The 22,318-nt window shown below is 40.0% G+C and carries 18 protein-coding genes and 1 pseudogene; 13 read left to right on the top strand and 6 right to left on the bottom strand.

All coding sequences use genetic code 11. From position 1 onward, the window contains the following. Positions 1–594, bottom strand: coding sequence for a Cap15 family CBASS effector (locus tag PVK70_RS01640; RefSeq protein ID WP_274441242.1), 594 nt, complete (start codon positions 592–594; stop codon positions 1–3). A 275-nt stretch (positions 595–869) separates the two neighbouring features. Between PVK70_RS01640 and PVK70_RS01635 the strand changes: the two are divergent. After that, positions 870–1,169: pseudogene (locus PVK70_RS01635) on the top strand (thymidylate synthase); the annotation flags it as partial. Positions 1,170–1,273: 104 nt separating this feature from the next. Here PVK70_RS01635 and PVK70_RS01630 read toward each other — a convergent pair. Then, positions 1,274–2,419 carry a Na/Pi symporter gene (locus tag PVK70_RS01630; RefSeq protein ID WP_274441241.1) on the bottom strand — a complete coding sequence of 382 codons (1,146 nt, stop codon included), beginning with the start codon at positions 2,417–2,419 and terminating at the stop codon, positions 1,274–1,276. A gap of 404 nt (positions 2,420–2,823) precedes the next feature. Between PVK70_RS01630 and nhaR the strand changes: the two genes are divergently transcribed. Both nhaR and PVK70_RS01620 read left to right on the top strand, forming a co-directional pair. Then, a complete protein-coding gene (nhaR, locus tag PVK70_RS01625) occupies positions 2,824–3,726 on the top strand; it encodes a transcriptional activator NhaR (RefSeq protein ID WP_130046878.1) in 903 nt (300 codons plus the stop codon). A gap of 47 nt (positions 3,727–3,773) precedes the next feature. Beyond that, positions 3,774–4,073 (top strand): ArsR/SmtB family transcription factor, encoded by a 300-nt coding sequence (locus PVK70_RS01620; protein WP_130044318.1) that lies wholly within the window; start codon positions 3,774–3,776, stop codon positions 4,071–4,073. Between the two features lie 202 nt (positions 4,074–4,275). On the opposite strand, the gene rpsT is transcribed toward PVK70_RS01620, so the two are convergent. Continuing rightward, on the bottom strand, positions 4,276–4,536 hold the full coding sequence (gene rpsT / locus PVK70_RS01615; protein WP_005417629.1) for a 30S ribosomal protein S20: 261 nt from the start codon (positions 4,534–4,536) through the stop codon (positions 4,276–4,278). 221 nt (positions 4,537–4,757) lie between these two features. Here rpsT and murJ point away from each other — a divergent pair, with 221 nt between their 5' ends. The 9 genes from murJ to carB all read left to right on the top strand — a co-directional run bounded on the left by murJ (position 4,758) and on the right by carB (position 18,061). Continuing rightward, the gene (gene murJ, locus PVK70_RS01610; protein ID WP_130046877.1) at positions 4,758–6,317 is read left to right on the top strand and encodes a murein biosynthesis integral membrane protein MurJ; all 1,560 of its coding nucleotides are present in this window, start codon (positions 4,758–4,760) and stop codon (positions 6,315–6,317) included. Between the two features lie 89 nt (positions 6,318–6,406). Beyond that, the gene (ribF, locus tag PVK70_RS01605) at positions 6,407–7,339 is read left to right on the top strand and encodes a bifunctional riboflavin kinase/FAD synthetase (RefSeq protein WP_130044316.1); all 933 of its coding nucleotides are present in this window, start codon (positions 6,407–6,409) and stop codon (positions 7,337–7,339) included. 36 nt (positions 7,340–7,375) lie between these two features. Next, a complete protein-coding gene (gene ileS, locus PVK70_RS01600) occupies positions 7,376–10,234 on the top strand; it encodes an isoleucine--tRNA ligase (RefSeq protein WP_130046876.1) in 2,859 nt (952 codons plus the stop codon). Further along, complete coding sequence (gene lspA / locus PVK70_RS01595; protein WP_130046875.1) at positions 10,234–10,749, top strand: signal peptidase II; 516 nt, start codon at positions 10,234–10,236, stop codon at positions 10,747–10,749. Before ileS ends, lspA begins: the two co-directional genes overlap by 1 nt. A gap of 72 nt (positions 10,750–10,821) precedes the next feature. Further along, the gene (gene fkpB / locus PVK70_RS01590; protein ID WP_130046874.1) at positions 10,822–11,250 is read left to right on the top strand and encodes an FKBP-type peptidyl-prolyl cis-trans isomerase; all 429 of its coding nucleotides are present in this window, start codon (positions 10,822–10,824) and stop codon (positions 11,248–11,250) included. A 24-nt stretch (positions 11,251–11,274) separates the two neighbouring features. Continuing rightward, positions 11,275–12,219 (top strand): 4-hydroxy-3-methylbut-2-enyl diphosphate reductase, encoded by a 945-nt coding sequence (gene ispH, locus PVK70_RS01585; RefSeq protein ID WP_130046873.1) that lies wholly within the window; start codon positions 11,275–11,277, stop codon positions 12,217–12,219. Positions 12,220–12,290: 71 nt separating this feature from the next. Next, entirely contained in the window at positions 12,291–13,100 is an 810-nt protein-coding gene (gene dapB, locus PVK70_RS01580; RefSeq protein WP_130044311.1) for a 4-hydroxy-tetrahydrodipicolinate reductase, read from the top strand. 555 nt (positions 13,101–13,655) lie between these two features. Continuing rightward, on the top strand, positions 13,656–14,813 hold the full coding sequence (gene carA / locus PVK70_RS01575; protein WP_130046872.1) for a glutamine-hydrolyzing carbamoyl-phosphate synthase small subunit: 1,158 nt from the start codon (positions 13,656–13,658) through the stop codon (positions 14,811–14,813). Positions 14,814–14,830: 17 nt separating this feature from the next. Beyond that, positions 14,831–18,061: a carbamoyl-phosphate synthase large subunit gene (carB, locus tag PVK70_RS01570; RefSeq protein ID WP_130046871.1), complete on the top strand. Its 3,231-nt coding sequence runs from the start codon at positions 14,831–14,833 to the stop codon at positions 18,059–18,061. A 150-nt stretch (positions 18,062–18,211) separates the two neighbouring features. Here the strand turns inward: carB and dacB are convergent, their stop codons facing one another. Next, entirely contained in the window at positions 18,212–19,618 is a 1,407-nt protein-coding gene (dacB, locus tag PVK70_RS01565) for a serine-type D-Ala-D-Ala carboxypeptidase (protein WP_130046870.1), read from the bottom strand. 142 nt (positions 19,619–19,760) lie between these two features. Beyond that, a complete protein-coding gene (locus PVK70_RS01560; RefSeq protein WP_130046955.1) occupies positions 19,761–20,783 on the bottom strand; it encodes a porin in 1,023 nt (340 codons plus the stop codon). Positions 20,784–21,384: 601 nt separating this feature from the next. Here PVK70_RS01560 and greA point away from each other — a divergent pair. Next, positions 21,385–21,858, top strand: a complete 474-nt coding sequence (gene greA, locus PVK70_RS01555) for a transcription elongation factor GreA (protein WP_130046869.1) — start codon at positions 21,385–21,387, stop codon at positions 21,856–21,858. Between the two features lie 95 nt (positions 21,859–21,953). Here the strand turns inward: greA and yhbY are convergent, their stop codons facing one another. Continuing rightward, positions 21,954–22,250 carry a ribosome assembly RNA-binding protein YhbY gene (yhbY, locus tag PVK70_RS01550; RefSeq protein WP_105054030.1) on the bottom strand — a complete coding sequence of 99 codons (297 nt, stop codon included), beginning with the start codon at positions 22,248–22,250 and terminating at the stop codon, positions 21,954–21,956. Positions 22,251–22,318: the final 68 nt, after the last annotated feature.

Below are 22,318 nucleotides of genomic sequence, written 5' to 3'. Positions count from 1 at the left end.
TTAATCCTTACTCAATGCCATTTTACCAAATGTTCTTCTGCCATTACTGTTGAAATATGCAGCAGATCCAATTTTTAATTTTTTATCTAGCAAAATCTCACAATATCCTTTGTGAGAATTCAGTTCATGATACTGATCTACATTTGGATTATTGTTGTAACTGTAGCTCAACAGCCAACCACCGCGAGTGCCATTGGCTTTTGCTAAAGTAGCGGTATAACTCTCACTTGCACTTTGACTCGTTTTCAGGCAAACAACCATTTTTTCCCAAGTTTGCTCTATATCTATCTCAGCATCCCATTCGTATTTAGCATTCCCATCTTCATCTAAGGTCGTTCCTTTAACTTTCCATATACCATTCAAATCAGGAATTTGAAACATTGGTATTTTCCAAGCAAATTTGTTGAACAACAAATGCAAAACAAAATATATAAGACCTGTTGTGATAGCTACGCTCGTAACAGCTTGAAAGCCTGTTAATTGATATATATAGCTAATAAAGCTAGAAATTGCCCCTGTTAAAACAATTGAACTTATTCCCAGCCATCTACCAATGGTTGCGCGGTTATGACCAAACACAGCGTAATCGTGCATATCCTATCCTCATATTAAACACTTCTTTGATATAAGGTTTCATGGATAAATTACAAGGTTCTAAATTGTTAATTAAGTTTAATATGCTAGATGTATCTCTTAAATGAATCTAAATTTATCGATGATAAAACCTTACATTGGATAGTGCATTTTTTAGCATTTTGTATCGCGTTGTTATCCGACTATTCTGTGCATGAAGAGAAAAGCACATCTGCTATATAACTCCCAATCACTCACTCAGTCAATGTATTGTGCATTTTTTAGTGGGTATAAAGCCTCTAGGCCTTAATTTTAATATGGTCCAAGTGTACTTCCTACTTGCGATTGTCGCTCAAATTACAGGGCATAAAGCAGGTAAGGCGTATCACAAGATCGTTAATGGTCATATTTATGAAGATCAGCTTGAATTGATGAAAGAAGTTCAGTTAAAGCGTGAGCCATTGAGAGCCCCAACCTTTAAAATAAACCCTAAGATCAAATCATTAGAAGATTTAGAAACATGGGTAACCATGGATGATTTTGAAGTGATTGGCTATGAAAGCCATGAAGCGATTAAGTATCCTTTTTCAGTGTAATACCCAGTCCAGTACTAATATCCATTTACTAATTACATTTGTATAAGACATAAAAAAGCCCCGAAGCATTTACTTCGGGGCTTTCCTTTATCTGTTTATCACTCTTAAACCGTTAGAGCTAATACGCCACCTGGTAGAATGATGAATACAAAACTTAAATACCCAGCAACAACCGCCTTGTTACGGTTAGCCATTTCTGCAATCCACTCAGCACCTTTAATTGGTAACTCACGTAAGAATGGAGTACCGAAGATAACTAGCGTTGCAATTACGTTGAAACATAGGTGAACCAATGCAATTTGCAGAGCAAGAACCGCATACTCACCTGATGATGCTGTTGCTGCTAGTAGAGCCGTCACACAAGTACCAATGTTAGCACCAAGAGTGAATGGGTAAACATCGCGAACTTTAAGTACACCAGTACCTACAAGCGGAACCATTAAACTTGTTGTTGTCGATGATGATTGAACTAGAACCGTTACCACTGTACCTGATGCGATACCATGTAGAGGGCCACGGCCAATTGCGCTCTTAAGCAGTTCTTTTGCACGACCAACCATTAAGCTCTTCATTAATTTACCCATAAGAGTAATAGAAATGATAAGAACCGCAATACCAAGGGCAATCATTAATAGACCACCAGTCATGCTTCCAAAGCTAGATAGAGGCTCTTGGATCGCGCTGATAACTGGCTTGGTAATTGGTTTGATAAAATCAAAGCCTTTCATGTTCATGTCGCCCGCACTTAAGAACGGAGACACTAACCATGCTGATAGTTTTTGGAAAATACCAAACATCATTTCTAGAGGTAAGAAAATAGATACCGCTAATAGGTTAAAGAAGTCATGAACCGTTGCACAAGCAAACGCACGTCTAAATTCATTTTTACAACGAGCGTGTCCAAGGCTTACTAGAGTATTGGTAACGGTAGTACCAATGTTAGCACCCATTACCATAGGAATTGCGGTTTCAATAGGTAAACCACCAGCCACTAATCCAACAATAATAGAGGTCACAGTCGAAGAGGATTGAATTAATGCTGTTGCAACTAAGCCGATCATTAAGCCTGCAACAGGGTGAGATGCAAATTCAAAAAGAACTTTTGCTTCCTCACCAACAGACCATTTAAAGCCTGTGCCAACCATAGCAACCGCTAAAAGAAGAAGGTAAAGCATAAATGCTAAGTTTGCCCAACGCAGCATGCGCGAGGTATTGCTCATTGTTGCTGCAGAGATTGATTGGGTATTCATAGTAAAGCTCCGTACCGAAATAGTATGTTGTCGGTTTATTTAATCTGAAGCGATAGTAGATAACGAATATTTCAGAAATATTACAGTGAAAGAGAAAACTGTAATAAATGCTTCATAATTCATTTAAGCTCTATTTTTATCATCTTTAGCGACTTTAAGTTATTGAGTGATAAGTATTTTTGTTCTTTATTAAAAAATGGAATATAAAATTTTTTTTCAAACTTTTTTGTTCTATGTTTCGCTTGTATGACATTTTTAAGAATCTGGTTGCGGAAAAAGCGAATAGTTTTAATAAAATAAATAGTTTTTACGAAGTGTTTGCTTTAACTGTAATAAATGGCGTATCGTTCATATTATTATGATGCGATGACTTATTCGGTTCGCAAAAAGAGATAAGGTGCAATATGTCCCACTTAAATTACAACCATGTTTATTACTTTTGGATGGTATGTAAACAAGGTTCAGTAACTAAAGCAGCAGAAGCCCTGTTTTTAACCCCTCAAACGGTCACTGGTCAAATTAAAATATTGGAAGAGCGTTTAGACGGTAAGTTAACTAAACGTAACGGTAGGAATGTAGAGCCTACAGAGCTAGGGCAACTGGTCTATAAATATGCAGATCGTATGTTTGGTTTAAGTTATGAGATGCTTGATATCGTTAATTACAGCCAGCAGTCGAATGTATTGTTTGATGTGGGTGTTGCTGATGCGCTTTCTAAACGTTTAGTAAGTAAAGTTTTATCAACAACAGTGCCAGAAGATGCGTCTATTCATCTACGCTGTTTTGAATCCACTCATGAATTATTACTCGAGCAGTTATCTCAACATAAATTAGACATGATTTTGTCTGATTGTCCGGTTGATTCAAGTCAGAACTCTGGGCTTTTCAGTAAAAAGTTAGGTGAGTGTAGTATGAGTTTCTTTTGTTCTAAAGAGAGCGAATCAATCAACTTCCCTGAAGTCTTAGAAAAGAAGAAACTGCTTATTCCTGGTGGCAGAACCTCAATGGGAAGAAAGGTAATCCAGTGGTGTGATCAACAAGGTATTACCCCAAATATTTTAGGTGAATTTGATGATGTTGCTTTGATGAAGGCTTTTGCTCGTGAAAGTAATGCGGTTTTTCTCGCGCCAACCGTTTATATGAATGAGGCAGACTCTGATCTAACTTTACATAGAATTGCTGATGTAAATGATTTAAAAGAAGAGTATTACGTTATTTTTGCTGAACGAATGATCCAGCATCCAGCAGTAAAAAGCATTTGCTCTGCTGATTTCTCACATTTATTTGATTTTAATTTGCAATCATAAAGACGAATACGCTAAATTAGCTTTAACTAAATTAGATGGTAGTATTTATGAATTTACAGATGATGGCAGAGAATGGGCCAAAAGCCGTTACATTACTTAAAGCAATGGCAAATGAACGTCGTTTGTTTATTTTGTGTTTGCTGCTTGATGGGGAGCTATCGGTAGGACAAATTGCAGAACAGCTAGAGTTGAGCCAATCAGCATTGTCTCAGCATTTAGGTTGGTTACGTAAGGATGAGTTGGTATCAACAAGAAAAGAGTCTCAAACCGTGTACTACTCATTAAGTAGCCATGAGGTTAAGTCTGTCATTCAATTATTGCATGATCTGTATTGTCCAAAGAATTAATACGAGGCGATCACTTTTCTGCATAATATAGATAAGGTGCTTATACCAATCTAAGCAATTATCTGAACAACTACTTATCCAGAATGGTATTAAACATTGGTAGGGCAGAGAATCGTATCTTTTTTTATTTACCAAATAGCAGGCATAAAAAAACCGACCTAGGTCGGTTTTTTCTTATTTCTAACTGAGAATCAAATTTCTATTAAAGAGCTTTGATTGCTGCAGTGAAACGCGCTTTATGACGTGCAGCTTTATTCTTATGAATAAGGCCTTTAGTCGCCATGCGGTCTAGAAGTGGAGTTGCAGTTGCTAGTGCAGCAGTTGCAGCTTCTTTATCGCCAGCTTCGATAGCTGCGATAGTTTTTTTCATGTAAGTGCGCATCATTGAACGACGGCTAGCGTTGTGCTGGCGACGTCTTTCAGCTTGAGTTGCGCGCTTCTTAGCAGATTTACTATTTGCCAAGGGTCTAACTCCCAAAAACGTAGTTCGGTGACAATTTAAGGTCGGGAAATATGCATTCTTTGAACTTAAATGTCAACTGATTTGTGTAAAAACCAAGCTGAATCAAACAAAAATTTGATGAGAATGGCAAAACACGGTTAAGATGGCGTGCATTCTAACAGCATTTTTTCCAGTTAGTAAGCTCTTTATGGTAATCATCGCCATCTTTATGAGGTTTTTTTGTGAGTAAACGACTTTTACGTTCTGGCTTAATCGTCAGCATCATGACTTTAGTGTCTCGAGTACTCGGTTTAGTCCGTGATGTAGTAGTAGCAAATTTAATGGGAGCGGGCGCAGCAGCAGACGTTTTCTTTTTTGCGAATAAAATTCCTAACTTTTTACGTCGCCTATTCGCAGAGGGGGCTTTTTCACAAGCCTTTGTTCCCGTATTAACGGAATATCACGCCAGTGGGGATGATAATAAAACCCGTGAATTAATAGCAAAAGCATCGGGTACCCTTGGGGTTCTCGTTACCATTGTTACTTTTTTCGGGATTTTAGGTTCAGGAGCGGTCACTGCTCTGTTCGGTGCTGGGTGGTTTATGGATTGGCTTAATGATGGCCCGAATGCGCCTAAATTTGAACTTGCCAGTTTTCTTTTAAAGATTACCTTTCCTTATCTGTGGTTTATTACTTTCGTTGCACTCTCTGGCGCGATTCTAAATACCCTCGGTAAATTCGCAGTTTCTTCATTTACTCCCGTCTTTTTAAATATTGCTATTATTGCTTGTGCTTATTTTATTTCACCAAGTTTAGAACAACCAGAGATCGGCTTAGCGATTGGTGTATTTCTGGGCGGCTTGATTCAATTTTTATTCCAGCTTCCATTTCTTTATAAAGCGAAAATGTTGGTACGCCCACAATGGGGTTGGAATGATCCCGGTGTAACTAAAATCAGAACCTTAATGATCCCTGCATTATTTGGCGTATCAGTCAGTCAAATTAACTTGTTACTTGATACCTTTATTGCAAGTTTTCTAGCAACAGGTTCAATCAGTTGGTTGTATTATTCTGATCGCTTGTTAGAGTTTCCATTAGGGTTGTTTGGCATTGCAATAGCAACGGTAATATTACCTGCACTATCGAGAAAGCATGTAGATGCTGAAGGTGATGGTTTTTCACAGACCATGGATTGGGGTGTGAGAATGGTGATCTTACTTGGGATCCCTGCGATGTTAGGCTTAATGGTATTAGCAAAGCCGATGCTGATGGTGTTATTTATGCGTGGAGAGTTTTCGCCACATGATGTTAACCAAGCTTCCTTATCATTGTTTGCTTACGCATCAGGATTGCTTAATTTTATGTTAATTAAAGTACTTGCCCCTGGCTATTACGCAAGACAAGATACAAAAACGCCTGTTCGTTACGGCATTATAGCCATGGTGACTAATATGTTCTTTAATGCCATCTTTGCTTACTTTTACGGTTATGTTGGCTTGGCGATGGCTACCGCGTTATCTGCTCTCGTCAATATGACATTACTGTATCGCGGTCTGCATTTAGCCAATGTTTATAAGTTATCAAAAGAGACGATATTTTTTGTGCTTAAATTAATGGTTTCCGGCGCAGTCATGGTAAGTATTTTATTGTGGTTAATGCCATCAATGAGCGTTTGGCTAGAGTGGGACCTCATGAAACGAGTCATAATGCTTTTTTCTTTCATTGGCTTAGGTGCGCTAAGTTACTTGATAACCGCCGTTGTTTTTGGCCTGCGTCCTCGTCATTTACGAGTTTCAGCGTAAAGTAAGAATTACGTTGTTCAGTGGTGCGAATGAACACATTAGTATATAATTCGTCAGTTTTTTTAAGCAAATAAATTGATATTGAGATAATGGAATTAATCCGAGGTATTCACAATATTACGCCAGACCATAAAGGCTGCGTAATGACGATAGGTAATTTTGATGGTGTTCATTTAGGACATCAGCAAGTATTACAACAAGTTAAGTCTAAAGCCAAAGCGCTTGGCTTACCGTCTGTTGTCATGACTTTTGAACCTCAACCCATGGAGTTTTTTGCAAAAGAAAAAGCCCCAGCGCGATTAACCCGTTTACGAGATAAGTTTGTTCAGCTTAAAAAACTAGAAATAGAACGTTTATTGTGTATTAATTTTAATCAGAAATTTGCAGAACAAACCGCTGATGAGTTTGTCGAAGACTTGTTGGTTAGATCATTGGGTGTTAAATTTCTGGTTGTTGGTGATGATTTTTGCTTTGGTAAACATCGCAAAGGAAATTTCGCCATGCTGCAAGAGGCCGGGAAAAAGTACGGTTTTGAAGTGGTAAATACACAAAGTTTTTGTTTAGAAAAACAAAGAGTAAGCAGTACGGCTATCCGTCATGCGCTCGCAAATGATAACTTAAGTGATGTCGCCACTATGTTAGGGCGAAATTACAGTATTACAGGCCGTGTCTCTCATGGTCGAAAGTTGGGGAGAACCATTGGTTTTCCTACAGCAAATATTCCATTAAAGCGTTGTGTTTCACCTGTGTCTGGCGTTTATGTTGTTCGAGCTAAAGACAAGAGTGGGAAACAATTAGGTGGTGTTGCTAATATTGGTAATCGCCCAACGGTGAATGGCGTTCGTCAGCAGCTAGAAGTACATTTTTTTGATTATCAAGCCAATTTATATGGCCAGCAATTGAATGTAGAATTACTTTGTAAGTTGCGTGATGAGCACAAATTTGAGTCATTTGACGCATTAAAACAACAAATAGAATTAGATTCTCAGGCAGCACGGGTGTGGCTGTCTGAAAATAGATAACATTTCATTTCGCCCAAGTAACGGAATTAAGAATCAATGAGTGACTATAAAGATACCTTGAACCTGCCTGAAACAGGATTCCCAATGCGTGGTAACTTGGCTAATCGTGAGCCAGAAATGCTTAAGCGTTGGTACGATGAAGATCTTTACGGTGAAATCCGTAAAGCGAAAAAAGGTAAGAAATCGTTCGTATTACACGACGGTCCTCCTTATGCAAATGGTGACATTCATATTGGTCACGCACTAAACAAGATTCTTAAAGACATTATTATTAAGTCGAAAACACTTTCAGGTTTCGATGCACCGTACATTCCAGGTTGGGACTGCCACGGCCTACCTATTGAATTAATGGTAGAAAAGAAAAAAGGTAAGCCAGGTCAAAAGATCTCTGCTGCTGAGTTCCGTGAAGAATGTCGTAAATATGCGGCAGGCCAAGTTGAAGGTCAAAAAGAGAGCTTCAAACGTTTAGGCATCATGGGCGAGTGGGATAAACCTTACCGCACTATGGATTTTGGCACTGAAGCAAATATCATCCGTTCATTGGGTAAAATTGCTGACCAAGGTCACCTACTTAAAGGTTTTAAACCTGTTCACTGGTGTACAGATTGTGGTTCAGCACTTGCTGAAGCTGAAGTTGAATACCAAGATAAAGTATCTCCATCTATTGATGTGCGCTTTATTGCAGCAGACGAAGCTGCAACATTAGCAAAATTCAGCACGCCTGAAGGTCATCAAGGTGAAGGTGAAGTATCTGTTGTTATCTGGACAACGACACCTTGGACTCTTCCTGCTAACCGTGCAGTAGCATTGAATGCTGATCTTGAGTATGTATTAGTTCAAGTTGAAGCCCATGGTGAGCAAAAAGCACAACGTCTAATTCTTGCATCTGAACTAGCTAAATCGGTAATGGATCGTGCGGGTATCGAGCATTTCCATAACTTAGGTTTTGCAAAAGGGTCTGATTTAGAGCTTCTTCAATTTAATCACCCATTCTATGGCTTTACGGTTCCGGCTATTTTAGGCGAGCACGTAACGACAGATTCAGGTACAGGTATCGTTCATACCGCTCCTGGTCACGGCCAAGAAGATTTCGTGGTTGGTAAGAAATACGATTTAGAAATTGCAAACCCAGTAGGATCAAATGGTGTATACCTTCCTGATACTGAGCTATTTGCTGGTCAACACGTATTCAAAGCGAACGATTCAGTTCTTGAAGTACTAAAAGAAAAAGGTGCATTACTGCATCATCATGCGTACGAGCACAGCTACCCACATTGCTGGAGACACAAAACGCCAATCATCTTCCGTGCAACACCGCAATGGTTCATCTCAATGGATCAAGCAGGTCTTCGTGCAAAAGCGTTAGAAGAAGTGAAGAGCGTTGAGTGGATGCCAGAATGGGGTCAAAACCGTATCGAAGGTATGATCGAAGGTCGTCCTGAGTGGTGTATTTCTCGTCAACGTACTTGGGGTGTGCCAATTGCTTTATTCGTTCATAAAGAAACGTCTGAACTACACCCTAATTCACTAGAGCTAATTGAAAAAGTAGCGAAACTAGTTGAAGAAAAAGGCATTCAAGCGTGGTGGGATGTAGATGCTGCTGAGCTAATGGGTGAAGACGATGCCGCTAAATACGAAAAAGTATTAGATACTTTAGATGTATGGTTTGACTCTGGTGTTACTCACTTCTCTGTAGTTGATTCTCGTGAAGAATATGACTTCCCACAAGAAGAGAGAACACACAGTGCAGATCTTTACCTAGAAGGTTCAGATCAACACCGTGGTTGGTTCCAATCATCACTGATCTCATCAGTCGCTATGAAAGGCAAAGCACCTTACCGCCAAGTACTAACACACGGTTTCGTGGTTGATGGTAACGGCCGTAAGATGTCTAAATCTATCGGTAACGTTGTTGCTCCTAAAGACGTAACAAACAAACTAGGCGCAGATATTCTTCGTCTATGGGTTGCTTCTACTGATTACACTAATGAAGTTGCGGTTTCTGATGAAATTCTAAAACGTTCAGCTGACGCATACCGTCGTATTCGTAATACAGCTCGTTTCTTCTTAGCGAACCTAAGCGGCTTTAATCCAGAAACAGATATCGTTCCTGCTGAAGAAATGGTTGCTCTTGATCGTTGGGCAGTAGGTCGTGCATTTGCTGCACAGCAAGAAATCATCAAATCTTACGATGAATACAATCTGCATGAAGTAACTCAGCGTTTGATGCACTTCTGTTCAATCGAAATGGGTTCTTTCTACCTAGACGTAATTAAAGATCGCCAATACACAGCTAAGAAGAGCGGTCACGCTCAACGTAGTTGTCAAACGGCACTTTACTACATTGTAGAAGCACTAGTTCGTTGGATGGCACCAATCATGTCATTCACAGCAGATGAAATCTGGAATGAAATGCCAGGTGATCGTGAGAAATTTGTATTCACCGGTGAGTGGTACCAAGGTCTATTTGATCTTGCTGAAGGTGAAGAGTTCAACAATGAATTCTGGACTGACATCCAAGCCGTTCGTGCTTCTGTAAATAAATTACTTGAAGCCGCTCGTGGTGAGAAAGTTATCGGTGGTGCACTTCAAGCTGAAGTAACACTATACGCTGATGATAAATTGATTTCTAAAATCAATAAATTAGAAGATGAACTGCGTTTTGTTCTTCTAACATCAAGCGCAACGGTTAAATCACTTAGCGAAAAAACAGAATCAGCAAAAGCGACAGAGCTTGACGGTTTATTTGTAGATGTTGCTGCCTCTGAAGCTGCGAAGTGTGAGCGTTGTTGGCACCATGTTGCTGATGTAGGTACAATCGAAGGTCACGAAGAAGTATGTGGTCGTTGTGTATCTAACATTGACGGTGAAGGCGAAGAGCGTAAATTTGCATAATGACTAGCGATAATAAGACATTACCGCTGCTTAAAGAATCGGGACTCCGCTGGCTATGGCTAGCGGGGATCATTTTTATGGCAGACATCAGCATCAAGTTATTTGTGATGAAGGAAATGGGTTACGGTTGGGCAAACCGCATTGAAGTGTTGCCTTTCTTTAACTTCCTTTATGTTCATAACTACGGTGCAGCATTCAGTTTTTTAAGTGATCAAGCTGGTTGGCAACGCTGGTTCTTTACTGGCATTGCGATTGCTGTGTGTAGCTTGTTGGGTTATTGGATGCGTAAAGCACCACAAACTGACAAACTAAATAATATTGCTTATGCACTGATTATTGGTGGTGCGATTGGTAATGTGTTTGATCGTTTAGTTCATGGTTTTGTTGTTGATTACCTTGATTTTTTCTGGGGTAACTACCATTGGCCGGCATTTAACTTAGCAGACGCCGCCATTTGTATTGGAGCGGGACTGATCATCTTAGACGGTTTTCGCTCTGGTAAAAAAGAGCAATAAGGCTAATTAGATATAATAAATTGAACGCTGCCCGAGAAGTCGAGTGGCGTTTTTTTTCAAGGAAAGATAATAATGAAAATAGAAAATAACAGTGAAGTTACTCTACATTTCACCATAAAATTAAAAGATGGATCTGTTGCGGATAGTACACACAGTTCGGGTAAACCAGCTAAATTCACTATGGGGGATGGCAGCCTTAGTGATAATTTTGAAAAATGTTTATTAGGATTAGAGTCAGAACAATCAAAAAGTATTGAGCTTAATGCTGAAGATGCTTTTGGTCTTCCAAACCCTGATAATATCCACCATATGGATAGAAATCGTTTTGTGGGTGATGCGGCAGCTGAAGTGGGGACTATTATGGCCTTTAGTGGCCCTGATGGAATGGACATTCCAGGAATAATCACAGAGATTGCTGGAGATTCTGTTACTGTGGATTTTAATCACCCATTAGCTGGTCAAGATGTTATCTTTGACGTAGAGATTGTAGCGGTTGGTTAATCCAACACAATAAAGAGATAAAAAATGAAAATAGTATTAGCAAACCCTCGTGGATTTTGTGCCGGTGTTGATCGCGCCATTAGCATTGTTGAACGTGCACTTGAATTGTATGAAGCCCCAATTTATGTTCGTCATGAAGTGGTTCATAATCGTTTTGTTGTTGAGGGTTTAAAGCAGCGCGGTGCTATTTTTGTTGAAGAGTTAAGTGAAGTGCCAGACGACAATATCGTTATCTTTTCGGCTCATGGCGTTTCTCAGGCTGTACGTAAAGAAGCAAAAGAGCGCGCATTAACTGTATTTGATGCAACGTGCCCACTAGTAACAAAAGTACATATGGAAGTGGCTCGAGCAAGTAAGAAGAATATTGAAGTCGTGTTGATTGGCCACGCTGGTCACCCTGAAGTGGAAGGTACGATGGGGCAATATGCCAATGAGACAGGTGGCATGTATTTGGTTGAAACCCCAAGTGATGTCATTAATCTTATGGTTAAGGATCCAAGCAACTTGCACTATGTTAGCCAAACTACCTTGTCTGTGGATGAAACCGCTGATGTAATTGATGAGTTACGTCGAGTATTTCCTGAGATCCAAGGCCCTCGTAAAGATGATATTTGTTATGCAACCCAAAACCGTCAGGATGCAGTACGTGACATGGCAAGTCAGGTTGATGTAATGATTGTCGTTGGTTCAAAAAACTCTTCAAATTCAAATCGTTTACGTGAATTATCAGAAAAATTAGGCACAACAAGCTATTTAATTGATTGTCCTGAAGACTTAAAAGAAGAGTGGTTAATCAATCAAGCTAAAGTTGGTGTAACTGCCGGGGCTTCAGCGCCTGAAGAACTTGTTAACCAAATCATTGAACAAGTAAAAGCGTTTGGTGGTACGACGGTTGAAGAGCTAACCGGTCGTGAAGAAAATATGTTCTTTGAAGTGCCAAAAGAATTACAAATTAAAACTGTGTCTTAATACTTCACGTGCTGTGAATCAAAATTTGAGATAGAGTGCAAGGAAGCGAATTTAAAGGAGTAAAAATAAGAATGGTAAGAATAGCAATTGCAGGCGCAGCAGGAAGAATGGGCCGTAACTTAATTAAAGCAGTGAATGGCTCTCAGTTTGCCGTTCTTGCAGCAGCAAGTGAACACCCAGAATCAAGCTTAATTGGTGTTGATGTTGGAGAGATGGCTGGGTTAGGAAAATCAGGTCTTTCTATTGTGGATGATTTAGCAAAAGTGGTTGATGATTTTGATGTGATTATTGATTTTACACTTCCAATTTCAACCCTTAAAAATATCGAACTGTGTCAAGAGCACAAAAAAGCCATTGTTATCGGCACAACCGGCTTTAGTGAGCCAGGTAAAGCGCTTATCGATCAAGCTTCAAAAGATATCCCTATTGTTATGGCTCCTAACTACAGTGTTGGTGTTAACCTTGTCTTCAAGCTGTTAGAAAAGGCAGCAAAAGTGATGGGTGATTATTGTGACATTGAAATTGTAGAAGCGCATCACCGTTATAAAGTCGACGCACCCTCAGGTACAGCCATTGGCATGGGGGAAGCTATTGCGGGTGCTATGGGTAATAAACTTGAAGATGTTGCTGTATATGCTCGTGAAGGTATTACTGGTGAAAGAAGCAAAGACGAGATTGGATTTGCAACGATTCGAGCCGGAGATATTGTAGGCGAACATACGGCTATGTTTGCTGATATTGGCGAACGTGTTGAAATAACACATAAAGCAACGGATAGAATGACGTTTGCAAATGGTGCGGTGAGAGCCTCCCATTGGCTACATCAAAAGTCTCCTGGTTTCTATACCATGCACGATGTTTTAGAGCTAGATCAGCTATAACGATTATATTAAGCCCGAATCATTATTGATTTGGGCTTTTTTTTAACTGAACCAAATCAAATGCAAATTAATCACTGTTTATTCACTGCTAGTTCTCTGTATTACTGAGTTTTCTGGGTTGTGTAAATTTTTTGTTTTCTATTCGTTGTTTTATTTGCGCTTTACTTTTCTTGTGTTTTTGCTGGTTATTTACAGTATTTTGCTTAAGGCTTTTGTTTTTCGATGTTTTGTTTGTTGTTTAACGTTTGCTTTGTTTTTATAAGTAATTTTAAATGATGAAAAAAGATTGAATATGCATAATTTTAATTTTGTAGTGATTTTTCATCATATTGATCTGGATAAATGCCCTTTTTACTGTGAAAGTAGGTTTTTTGTAATGAGTTGTCTAAAAAAGTTATTTATCTTGGTGTTTTTTATTGACACTTATCCCAGATATATCTAAAATTTCGCCAATTTGTCAAAATTCGAGCTTTTAGTTTGTATTTTGGGTTTCAAAAAAACAGTTTTGCAATTATATTGATTAAAACTGAATACTTATTATGTTTGGAGGTTGTCTTGAGTAAATCAGCGCTGTTAGTCCTAGAAGATGGGACTGTGTTCCGCGGTCAATCGATTGGAGCAGATGGCTCGGCCGTTGGTGAAGTCGTTTTTAATACCTCGATGACGGGGTACCAAGAAATTCTCACTGATCCTTCCTATTCTCAACAAATCGTTACTCTTACTTATCCCCACATTGGCAATACCGGAATCAATTCCGAAGACGAAGAATCCTCTTCTATCCACGCTCAAGGCCTTGTGATTCGCGATCTCCCTCTCTTAGCTTCAAACTTCCGCAGTGAACAAACTCTTCCTGAATACCTTAAATCTCAAAATATCGTCGGCATTGCTGATATCGATACGCGTAAATTAACTCGAATCTTACGTGAGAAAGGTGCTCAAAACGGTTGTATTGTCGCGGGCAATAATTTAGATGAAGCATTTGCGCTAGCTCAAGCAAAAGAGTTCCCAGGTCTTAAAGGCATGGATTTAGCAAAAGAAGTAACAACGACTGAAGCTTACCAATGGAAGCAAGGTTCTTGGACATTGACAGGCGGTTTGCCAGAAGAAAAAGCAGACAGTGAATTACCATTCCACGTTGTGGCTTACGATTTCGGCGCTAAACGTAACATCCTACGTATGTTAGTAGACCGCGGTTGTCGCCTAACGGTTGTTCCTGCACAAACTTCAGCAGAAGACGTGTTAGCAATGAATCCAGATGGTGTATTTCTATCAAATGGCCCTGGTGACCCTGCGCCATGTACTTACGCAATTGAAGCTACGAAAGTGTTCTTAGAAAAAGGGTTACCAATCTTTGGTATCTGTCTTGGCCATCAAATTCTTGCTTTAGCATCAGGCGCTCAAACCGTAAAAATGAAGTTTGGTCACCACGGTGCAAACCATCCAGTTAAAGACTTAGATCGTGATGTGGTTATGATCACTGCACAGAACCACGGTTTTGCTGCGGATGAAGAAACACTTCCTGCGAACTTGCGTGCAACGCACAAATCATTATTTGATGGTACGTTGCAAGGCATTCATCGTACAGATAAGCCTGCATTTAGCTTCCAAGGTCACCCTGAAGCAAGCCCGGGTCCACACGATGCCGCGCCATTGTTTGACCATTTCATTGAATTGATTCAGCAGTCTATTTCAGACAAGACAAATAAAGCTTAATTCGGAGTAGTAATAAGATGCCAAAACGTACTGACATTAAAAGCGTTCTAATTCTAGGTGCAGGCCCAATCGTAATCGGCCAAGCATGTGAATTTGACTACTCTGGTGCACAAGCGTGTAAAGCACTTCGTGAAGAAGGCTACCGCGTTATTCTTGTGAACTCTAACCCTGCAACAATCATGACTGACCCAGACATGGCTGATGCAACATACATTGAGCCTATCCATTGGGAAGTGGTTCGTAACATTATCGAAAAAGAGCGTCCAGATGCAGTGCTACCTACAATGGGTGGCCAAACAGCATTGAACTGTGCGCTTGATTTAGAAAAGCACGGCGTGCTTGCTGAGTTCGGTGTTGAGATGATCGGTGCAACAGCGGATGCTATCGATAAAGCAGAAGACCGTTCACGTTTCGATAAAGCAATGAAGTCAATTGGCCTTGAGTGTCCAACGGCTGATACGGCAAAAACAATGGAAGAAGCTTACAAAGTACTAGAGATGGTAGGCTTCCCTTGTATCATTCGTCCATCATTTACGATGGGGGGTACCGGTGGTGGTATCGCTTATAACAAAGAAGAGTTTGATGAAATTTGTCGCCGTGGTTTGGATCTTTCTCCAACCAATGAACTTCTCATCGATGAATCTCTTATCGGTTGGAAAGAATACGAGATGGAAGTGGTTCGAGATAAGAACGACAACTGTATTATCGTATGTGCGATTGAAAACTTTGACGCGATGGGCATTCACACGGGTGACTCAATAACGGTAGCGCCTGCACAAACACTAACAGATAAAGAATACCAATTAATGCGTAATGCTTCTCTAGCTGTACTGCGTGAGATTGGTGTTGAAACGGGGGGGTCAAACGTACAGTTTGGTATTAACCCGAAAGATGGCCGTATGGTTATCATTGAAATGAACCCACGTGTATCTCGTTCATCTGCACTTGCATCTAAAGCAACGGGTTTCCCTATTGCAAAAATTGCAGCAAAATTAGCTATTGGCTTTACGCTTGACGAGCTAATGAATGACATTACAGGTGGTGCAACGCCTGCGTCATTTGAACCAACAATTGATTACGTTGTTACTAAGATCCCTCGTTTTAACTTCGAAAAATTTGCAGGTGCTAACGACCGTCTTACCACTCAAATGAAATCGGTTGGCGAAGTAATGGCTATCGGCCGTAACCAACAAGAATCGCTACAAAAAGCATTGCGTGGCCTAGAAGTTGGCGCGACAGGCTTTGATGAAATGGTTGATCTTGATGCGCCTGATGCATTAACTAAAATTCGCCATGAACTAAAAGATGCAGGTGCTGAGCGTATTTGGTACATCGCTGATGCATTCCGTGCTGGTATGTCAGTGGATGGTGTATTCAACCTAACAAATGTTGACCGTTGGTTCCTAGTTCAAATCGAAGATCTAGTGAAGATGGAAGCAGAAGTTAAAGCTGGCGGTTTCGCTAGCTTAAATGCAGACATGTTACGTAAACTAAAACGTAAAGGTTTTGCGGATGCGCGTTTATCTAAACTATTAGGTGTGGGTGAAAGTGAAATCCGCCGTCTACGTGACCAGCATGATATTCACCCTGTCTACAAGCGTGTCGATACGTGTGCTGCTGAGTTCTCATCAGATACGGCTTACATGTACTCATCTTATGATGAAGAGTGTGAAGCAAACCCAACAGACAAAGATAAGATCATGATCTTAGGTGGCGGTCCAAACCGTATCGGCCAAGGTATTGAGTTTGACTACTGTTGTGTACACGCCTCATTAGCACTTCGTGAAGATGGTTACGAAACTATCATGGTTAACTGTAACCCTGAGACCGTTTCTACCGATTATGATACGTCTGACCGTCTATACTTCGAACCAGTAACTCTGGAAGATGTACTAGCGATTGCTCGTGTTGAAAAGCCAAAAGGTGTGATTGTTCAATACGGTGGTCAAACGCCACTTAAATTGGCGCGTGCTCTAGAAGCGGCAGGTGTTCCAATCATTGGTACAAGCCCTGATGCTATCGACCGTGCAGAAGACCGTGAGCGTTTCCAAGTTGCAGTAGACCGCCTAGAGCTTCTACAACCAGAAAATGCAACCGTAACAACAATGGAGCAAGCAATTGAGAAATCGAAAGAAATTGGCTTCCCATTAGTTGTACGCCCTTCTTATGTTCTTGGTGGTCGTGCGATGGAAATCGTCTATGACGAGCAAGACTTGCGTCGTTACTTCAATGAAGCGGTTAGCGTTTCAAATGAATCTCCAGTACTTCTTGATAGCTTCTTAGATGATGCAATCGAAGTTGATGTAGATGCAATTTGTGACGGTGAGCAAGTGGTTATCGCTGGTATCATGGAGCATATCGAACAAGCGGGTGTTCACTCTGGTGACTCTGCGTGTTCTCTTCCTGCTTATACGTTAAGCGAAGAAATTCAAGATGTGATGCGTGATCAAGTTCGTAAGCTGGCATTCGAGCTAGGTGTTCGTGGCTTAATGAATACACAGTTTGCCGTTAAAGATAATAACGTATATTTAATCGAAGTTAACCCGCGTGCTGCTCGTACGGTTCCATTCGTATCTAAAGCAACAGGTGCGCCAATTGCGAAGATTGCTGCACGAGTAATGGCGGGTCAATCGTTAGAGTCTCAAGGCTTTACGAAAGAGATTATCCCACCATACTACTCAGTTAAAGAAGTGGTTTTACCGTTCAACAAGTTCCCTGGTGTTGATCCACTGTTAGGCCCTGAAATGCGCTCAACGGGTGAAGTGATGGGTGTTGGTGCAACGTTTGCAGAAGCATTTGCGAAAGCAGAACTTGGTTGTAGTAAAGAATACCCAGAAGGTGGTCGTGCATTACTTTCTGTTCGTGAAGGCGACAAGAAGCGTGTTGTAGACTTAGCAAAACATCTTGTTAAATTGGGTTACCAACTGGATGCAACTCACGGTACTGCGGTTATTCTTGGCGAAGCGGGTATTAACCCTCGTCTAGTGAACAAGGTACACGAAGGCCGCCCTCATATTCTTGACCGTATCAAGAATGGCGAGTACACCTACATCGTAAATACTGCAGCAGGTCGTCAAGCGATTGAAGATTCTAAAGTATTGCGTCGTGGTGCATTGGCTGAGAAAGTGAACTACACAACAACGCTAAATGCAGCATTTGCTAGCTGTCTAGCGCATGAAGCGGATGACCGTAAAACGGTTAATTCGGTTCAAGAGCTTCACGCAAAAGTGGCTGCTAAATACGCTTAATTATAATGTTAGTTACGAAATATATTAGCTAACTAATAATAAAAATCCCGAAGAATGCGAGTTCTTCGGGATTTTTCATTTGTCTTTTCTAGCAAGCAAGAATGATCAAATACTTATGTAGATTGGTATTATATCGATTGGTATAAAACCCTAATCTTTTGAGAGTTCGATTAACTCTTGGTAAAAGCTTTTCTCAAAGGTATCAATAGGGCGCTCAACTGGTGTTGCGCCTTCTTTTGCTGCAACAGGGTGATAATCTGCAACAAATTGAACAAACAGCTGAGGTGCTTGATTCTCTAAACCCACAAACCCTGCCATATTATAACTACCAAACAGTGAGCCGCTTTTCGATTTCATGCTGCCTTTAATGGGCTCTTTACGCATGCTATTACGATACTTTAAGGTGCCATCAATGCCTGATGTTGGTAATAGGTCAATCAAGCCTAATTCTTTATCGTATTTATAGAGATATTGCAGGATTGATTTCATCTGATTTGCTGTCATACGGTTATTACGGGATAAGCCTGAACCATCAACCAGTACCGCATTGCTTAAATCAATATTCGCTTGTTTTAGTAAGATATCTTTAATTGCCGCAGTGCCATTGGTGAAGCTACCCGGTTGCTGGTAGTTTAAATGACCTAACATCTTAGTTAAGTTATCAGCGTAATGGTTATCAGACTTTTTAAGCATATGATCCAACAATTCCATCAATGGCTTTGAGTGGTGTATCGCTAATTTATTGTCAGTAAGAAGAGGGGAATCTGGTTTTCCAAAACGCACTTCACCATTAAGTGTAATATTATGCTCTGCTAGGATCTTAGAGATGGTTTTCTGCGTAAAATCTTGAGTATCTTGAACGGCAAATTTAAGAGGTAAAGGATTATTACGTTTGACTAGACAGCCGTTTAATTCGTAATGGTTACCTTGCGTGGTTAGCTCTAAATCACAGAAAGTCGATTTTTGCTCTTCTTTGCTCACACTTTTAGCATAGCTAGAAAAAGAGATAGGTTGATGAATAGGAACAAAGACTCTGGTACTTCCATCATCATGAGTGGTGATAGACGCTTGCACACAGTTCTCATCAATGCTCAATGCACTCGATGGTGCGCTATAACACACGCCTAGAATATCCCATGGCCAACCTACCGCTCGCTCATAACCAGTGAAAATGGTGCCGTCGATCCATAAATCGCCTTGAATGGTTTTGATATCACCTTCATCAAACAGAGAAGAGAGTTGCTTACGTGATAAAGATGGATCACCTGTGAAAGTCAGCACGATGTCTTTATCTGCTTTATATAAAGAGGTTTCAAAAGAGAACTCTTTTCCTAGTGCTAATCGAGCGGCTAATGCGGTGGCAATTTTTAAGGTACTCGCGGGTGGCAGCAGTTCATCTTGCTTTTGTTGAAACTCTATTTTATTTGATTGTAGATTTTCGACAGTAATAGCGGTTCTGCTACCTGATGGGAGAGAAGAAAGTGTCTCTTTAATATCAGCAATACTTGAAAAAGAAATAAGACTGAGTGCGATAAGGGTGTAACGAGAAAAAAACATGATGAGCTCAATTTGAAAATAATGAGATATCTTAACGTCTGTTGATCATGATGTGTAATGAATAAGAAAAAATTAATGGAATATCACAAAGAAAAAACGCCCACCGAGGTGAGCGCTTTATTTAAGTAAGAGTTAGGGCTGATTAGAAGTCGTAACGCATACCTAGAGCTAGTTCGTTTTCTGCGTCTACATCAGAAGCGCGAGTAGTTGAAGAACCCACTGTACCAAGCTTATCGCCTTGGCTGATTAGGTTGAAGTTGTAAGAGATGTACGTACGGAAGTTTGCGTTAAAGAAGTACGTTGCATCTACAGCAAAGTTATCAGCTGATGTTTCATCATTTGTTTCTGCGTTGTTATACGTAGAAGTAAATACTGTTTTGCCCATAGTGTAAGCTACAGCTGCTTCATAACCTGTGTAATCGCCATCTTTCTTATCTAATTCACCATTTGTGAATGTACCAGCGAAGTATAGGTCACCCATAGTGTAAGAACCCGCAACCATCATTTCATTTTGATCTGCTTGGTCTGCGTAACCGCCACCTAGTTTGAAGCCTGAGTCACCAAATGCGTAGATACCAGATAGTGCAAAACCGTCTTCGCCATTATCTTTATATTTGTTCGTAGGTAATATTGGACTATTTTCAGGATTTGTTTCATAACGGTCAGCAAAACGGTAGTTAGCTTTTACAGAAAAGTCACCAAATGTGCCTTTGTAGCCAAGGTTGTTATCTGTGCGGTCAGCTACAGCAATTTTCATTGCAGCTGAGTTGCCAGCGTATGCCATGATATCGGTAAAGTCAGTGATAACACCTAGTGCGCCATCGTTTTTACCGTAAGTTACTTCACCGAAGTTACCGCCCATTCCTGCATATGCATAACGAGAATCAAGGTTAGAATTACCGTCAACACCGCCATTTTCAGCTGTTGTGAATTCGCCTTCCCAGAAACCCACACCGTATAGGCCGTCAGAAATTTGAGTTGTACCTTTAACGTTTAAACGGATACGAGTGTTATCAGCTACGTCACCATCTTTCATAGATAGACGAGCTTCAGCACGGCCGCCCATTTCTAGAGTTTGGTCTGCGCCTTTGTAGATTTCTGCTGCATTTACTGCGCTAGCTGACGTAATTGCTGCTACTGCTAGAGCTAATACTGATTTGTTCATCATTATTCTAATTCCTATAAGGGTGGAGGAGATTATGTCCATTTTAAGTGAAGTCAGTAATAGATAGCTTCTTATGTTTAAGAATAGTTATCACTTACTTCACCGTTTCAATAGGTTTATTTTCAGGGTTAACGCGATAAAAAGGTTAGTAAAACAATCTAAAAACTGCAATTGCACACTGTTTTTAATTATTTTTTTGTGATTTAGATCGTTATTTTTCAGTTGGTTATCGTTTTTGTAGAAAGTTTGTCTATAAAGTGAACTATAGGATGTTTTATGTTTTATGTTTTTTTTAGTTTTACCTATAAAAATTACGTGACAGCGATCGCATTTTGTATTTTATCTGGCCTTGTTTTTTGTGCTTGTTTTGTTATTTGAGACGAACTTCTTATTAATGTTACTGTCGAGGTAAAAACAAATATTAGAAAACAAACAACAGAATAGGTGATAAAAGCCATTTCTTTGTTTACACTAGAGGAAATTAAATTTAGACAGAAACACTGAAGATAAATAACTTGTTGGTGAAGGTTCACCGGTAAAGTTATCTTTGGTGGGATTTTTATTTGCTGAATTTGTAATTTCAGCTTTAGAGGTAGAAAATATGGATAAGGTACCAATGACGGTACGTGGCGAGAAGCTACTGCGTGATGAACTGGAAGTATTATTAAAGCGTCGCCCTTTGATTTCAAAAGCGATTGGTGAAGCTCGTGAGCTTGGTGACTTAAAAGAGAATGCTGAATATCACGCTGCTCGTGAAGAACAAGGTATTTGTGAAGCGCAAATTCGTGATATCGAATATAAGTTATCAGTTGCTCATGTGATTGACGTTACTAAAATGGTCAACACTGGCAAGATTATTTTCGGTACTACAGTTACATTGATTGATGTGAATACTGATGATGAAGTGAAGTACCAGATTGTTGCTGATGATGAAGCAAACATTAAAGAAGGTCGAATTTCAGTAAATTCTCCAATTGCTCGTGGTCTTATTGGCAAAATGGCAGGGGATGAAGTGAACATTCAAACACCTGGCGGTACAAAAGAATTTGAAATCGAAGCAGTTGACTATATTTAAGAGTTACTGTTATAGATAATATAAAGGCCGCGTAGCTATCTTCAATAAGAAAACTAGGACGGCCTTTTTAATTTCTTACAACATTAATGTAGAAATTATTTTCTAGGGATCTCGATTTTACGAGCTTCGCTAGCGCGGAATAGAACAAGTGTCTTACCGATAACTTGTACTTTTTCAGCTTCAGTTTCACGAATGATTGCGTCAACAATCAATTGCTTAGTGTCACGATCTTCAGAAGCGATTTTAACTTTGATTAGCTCGTGGTGATTAAGCGCAATCTCAATTTCAGCTACTACAGCTTCAGTAAGACCATTTGAACCCATCATTACAACGGGTTTTAAATTGTGAGCAAGGCCTTTAAGGTGTTGCTTCTGTTTTGTGCTTAGGTTCATATATACCCGATTTTTTCTATATTAAGGGTTGAAAACAGCCTATTCTAACGCCATCTATTCCGGAAGAC

Source organism: Aliivibrio sp. A6 (genome assembly GCF_028765505.1).
In the GTDB taxonomy this organism is placed as follows: domain Bacteria; phylum Pseudomonadota; class Gammaproteobacteria; order Enterobacterales; family Vibrionaceae; genus Aliivibrio; species Aliivibrio finisterrensis_A.
Note: the sequence above shows the minus strand (reverse complement) of the source record. Positions and strands in the feature narration are given on the sequence as shown.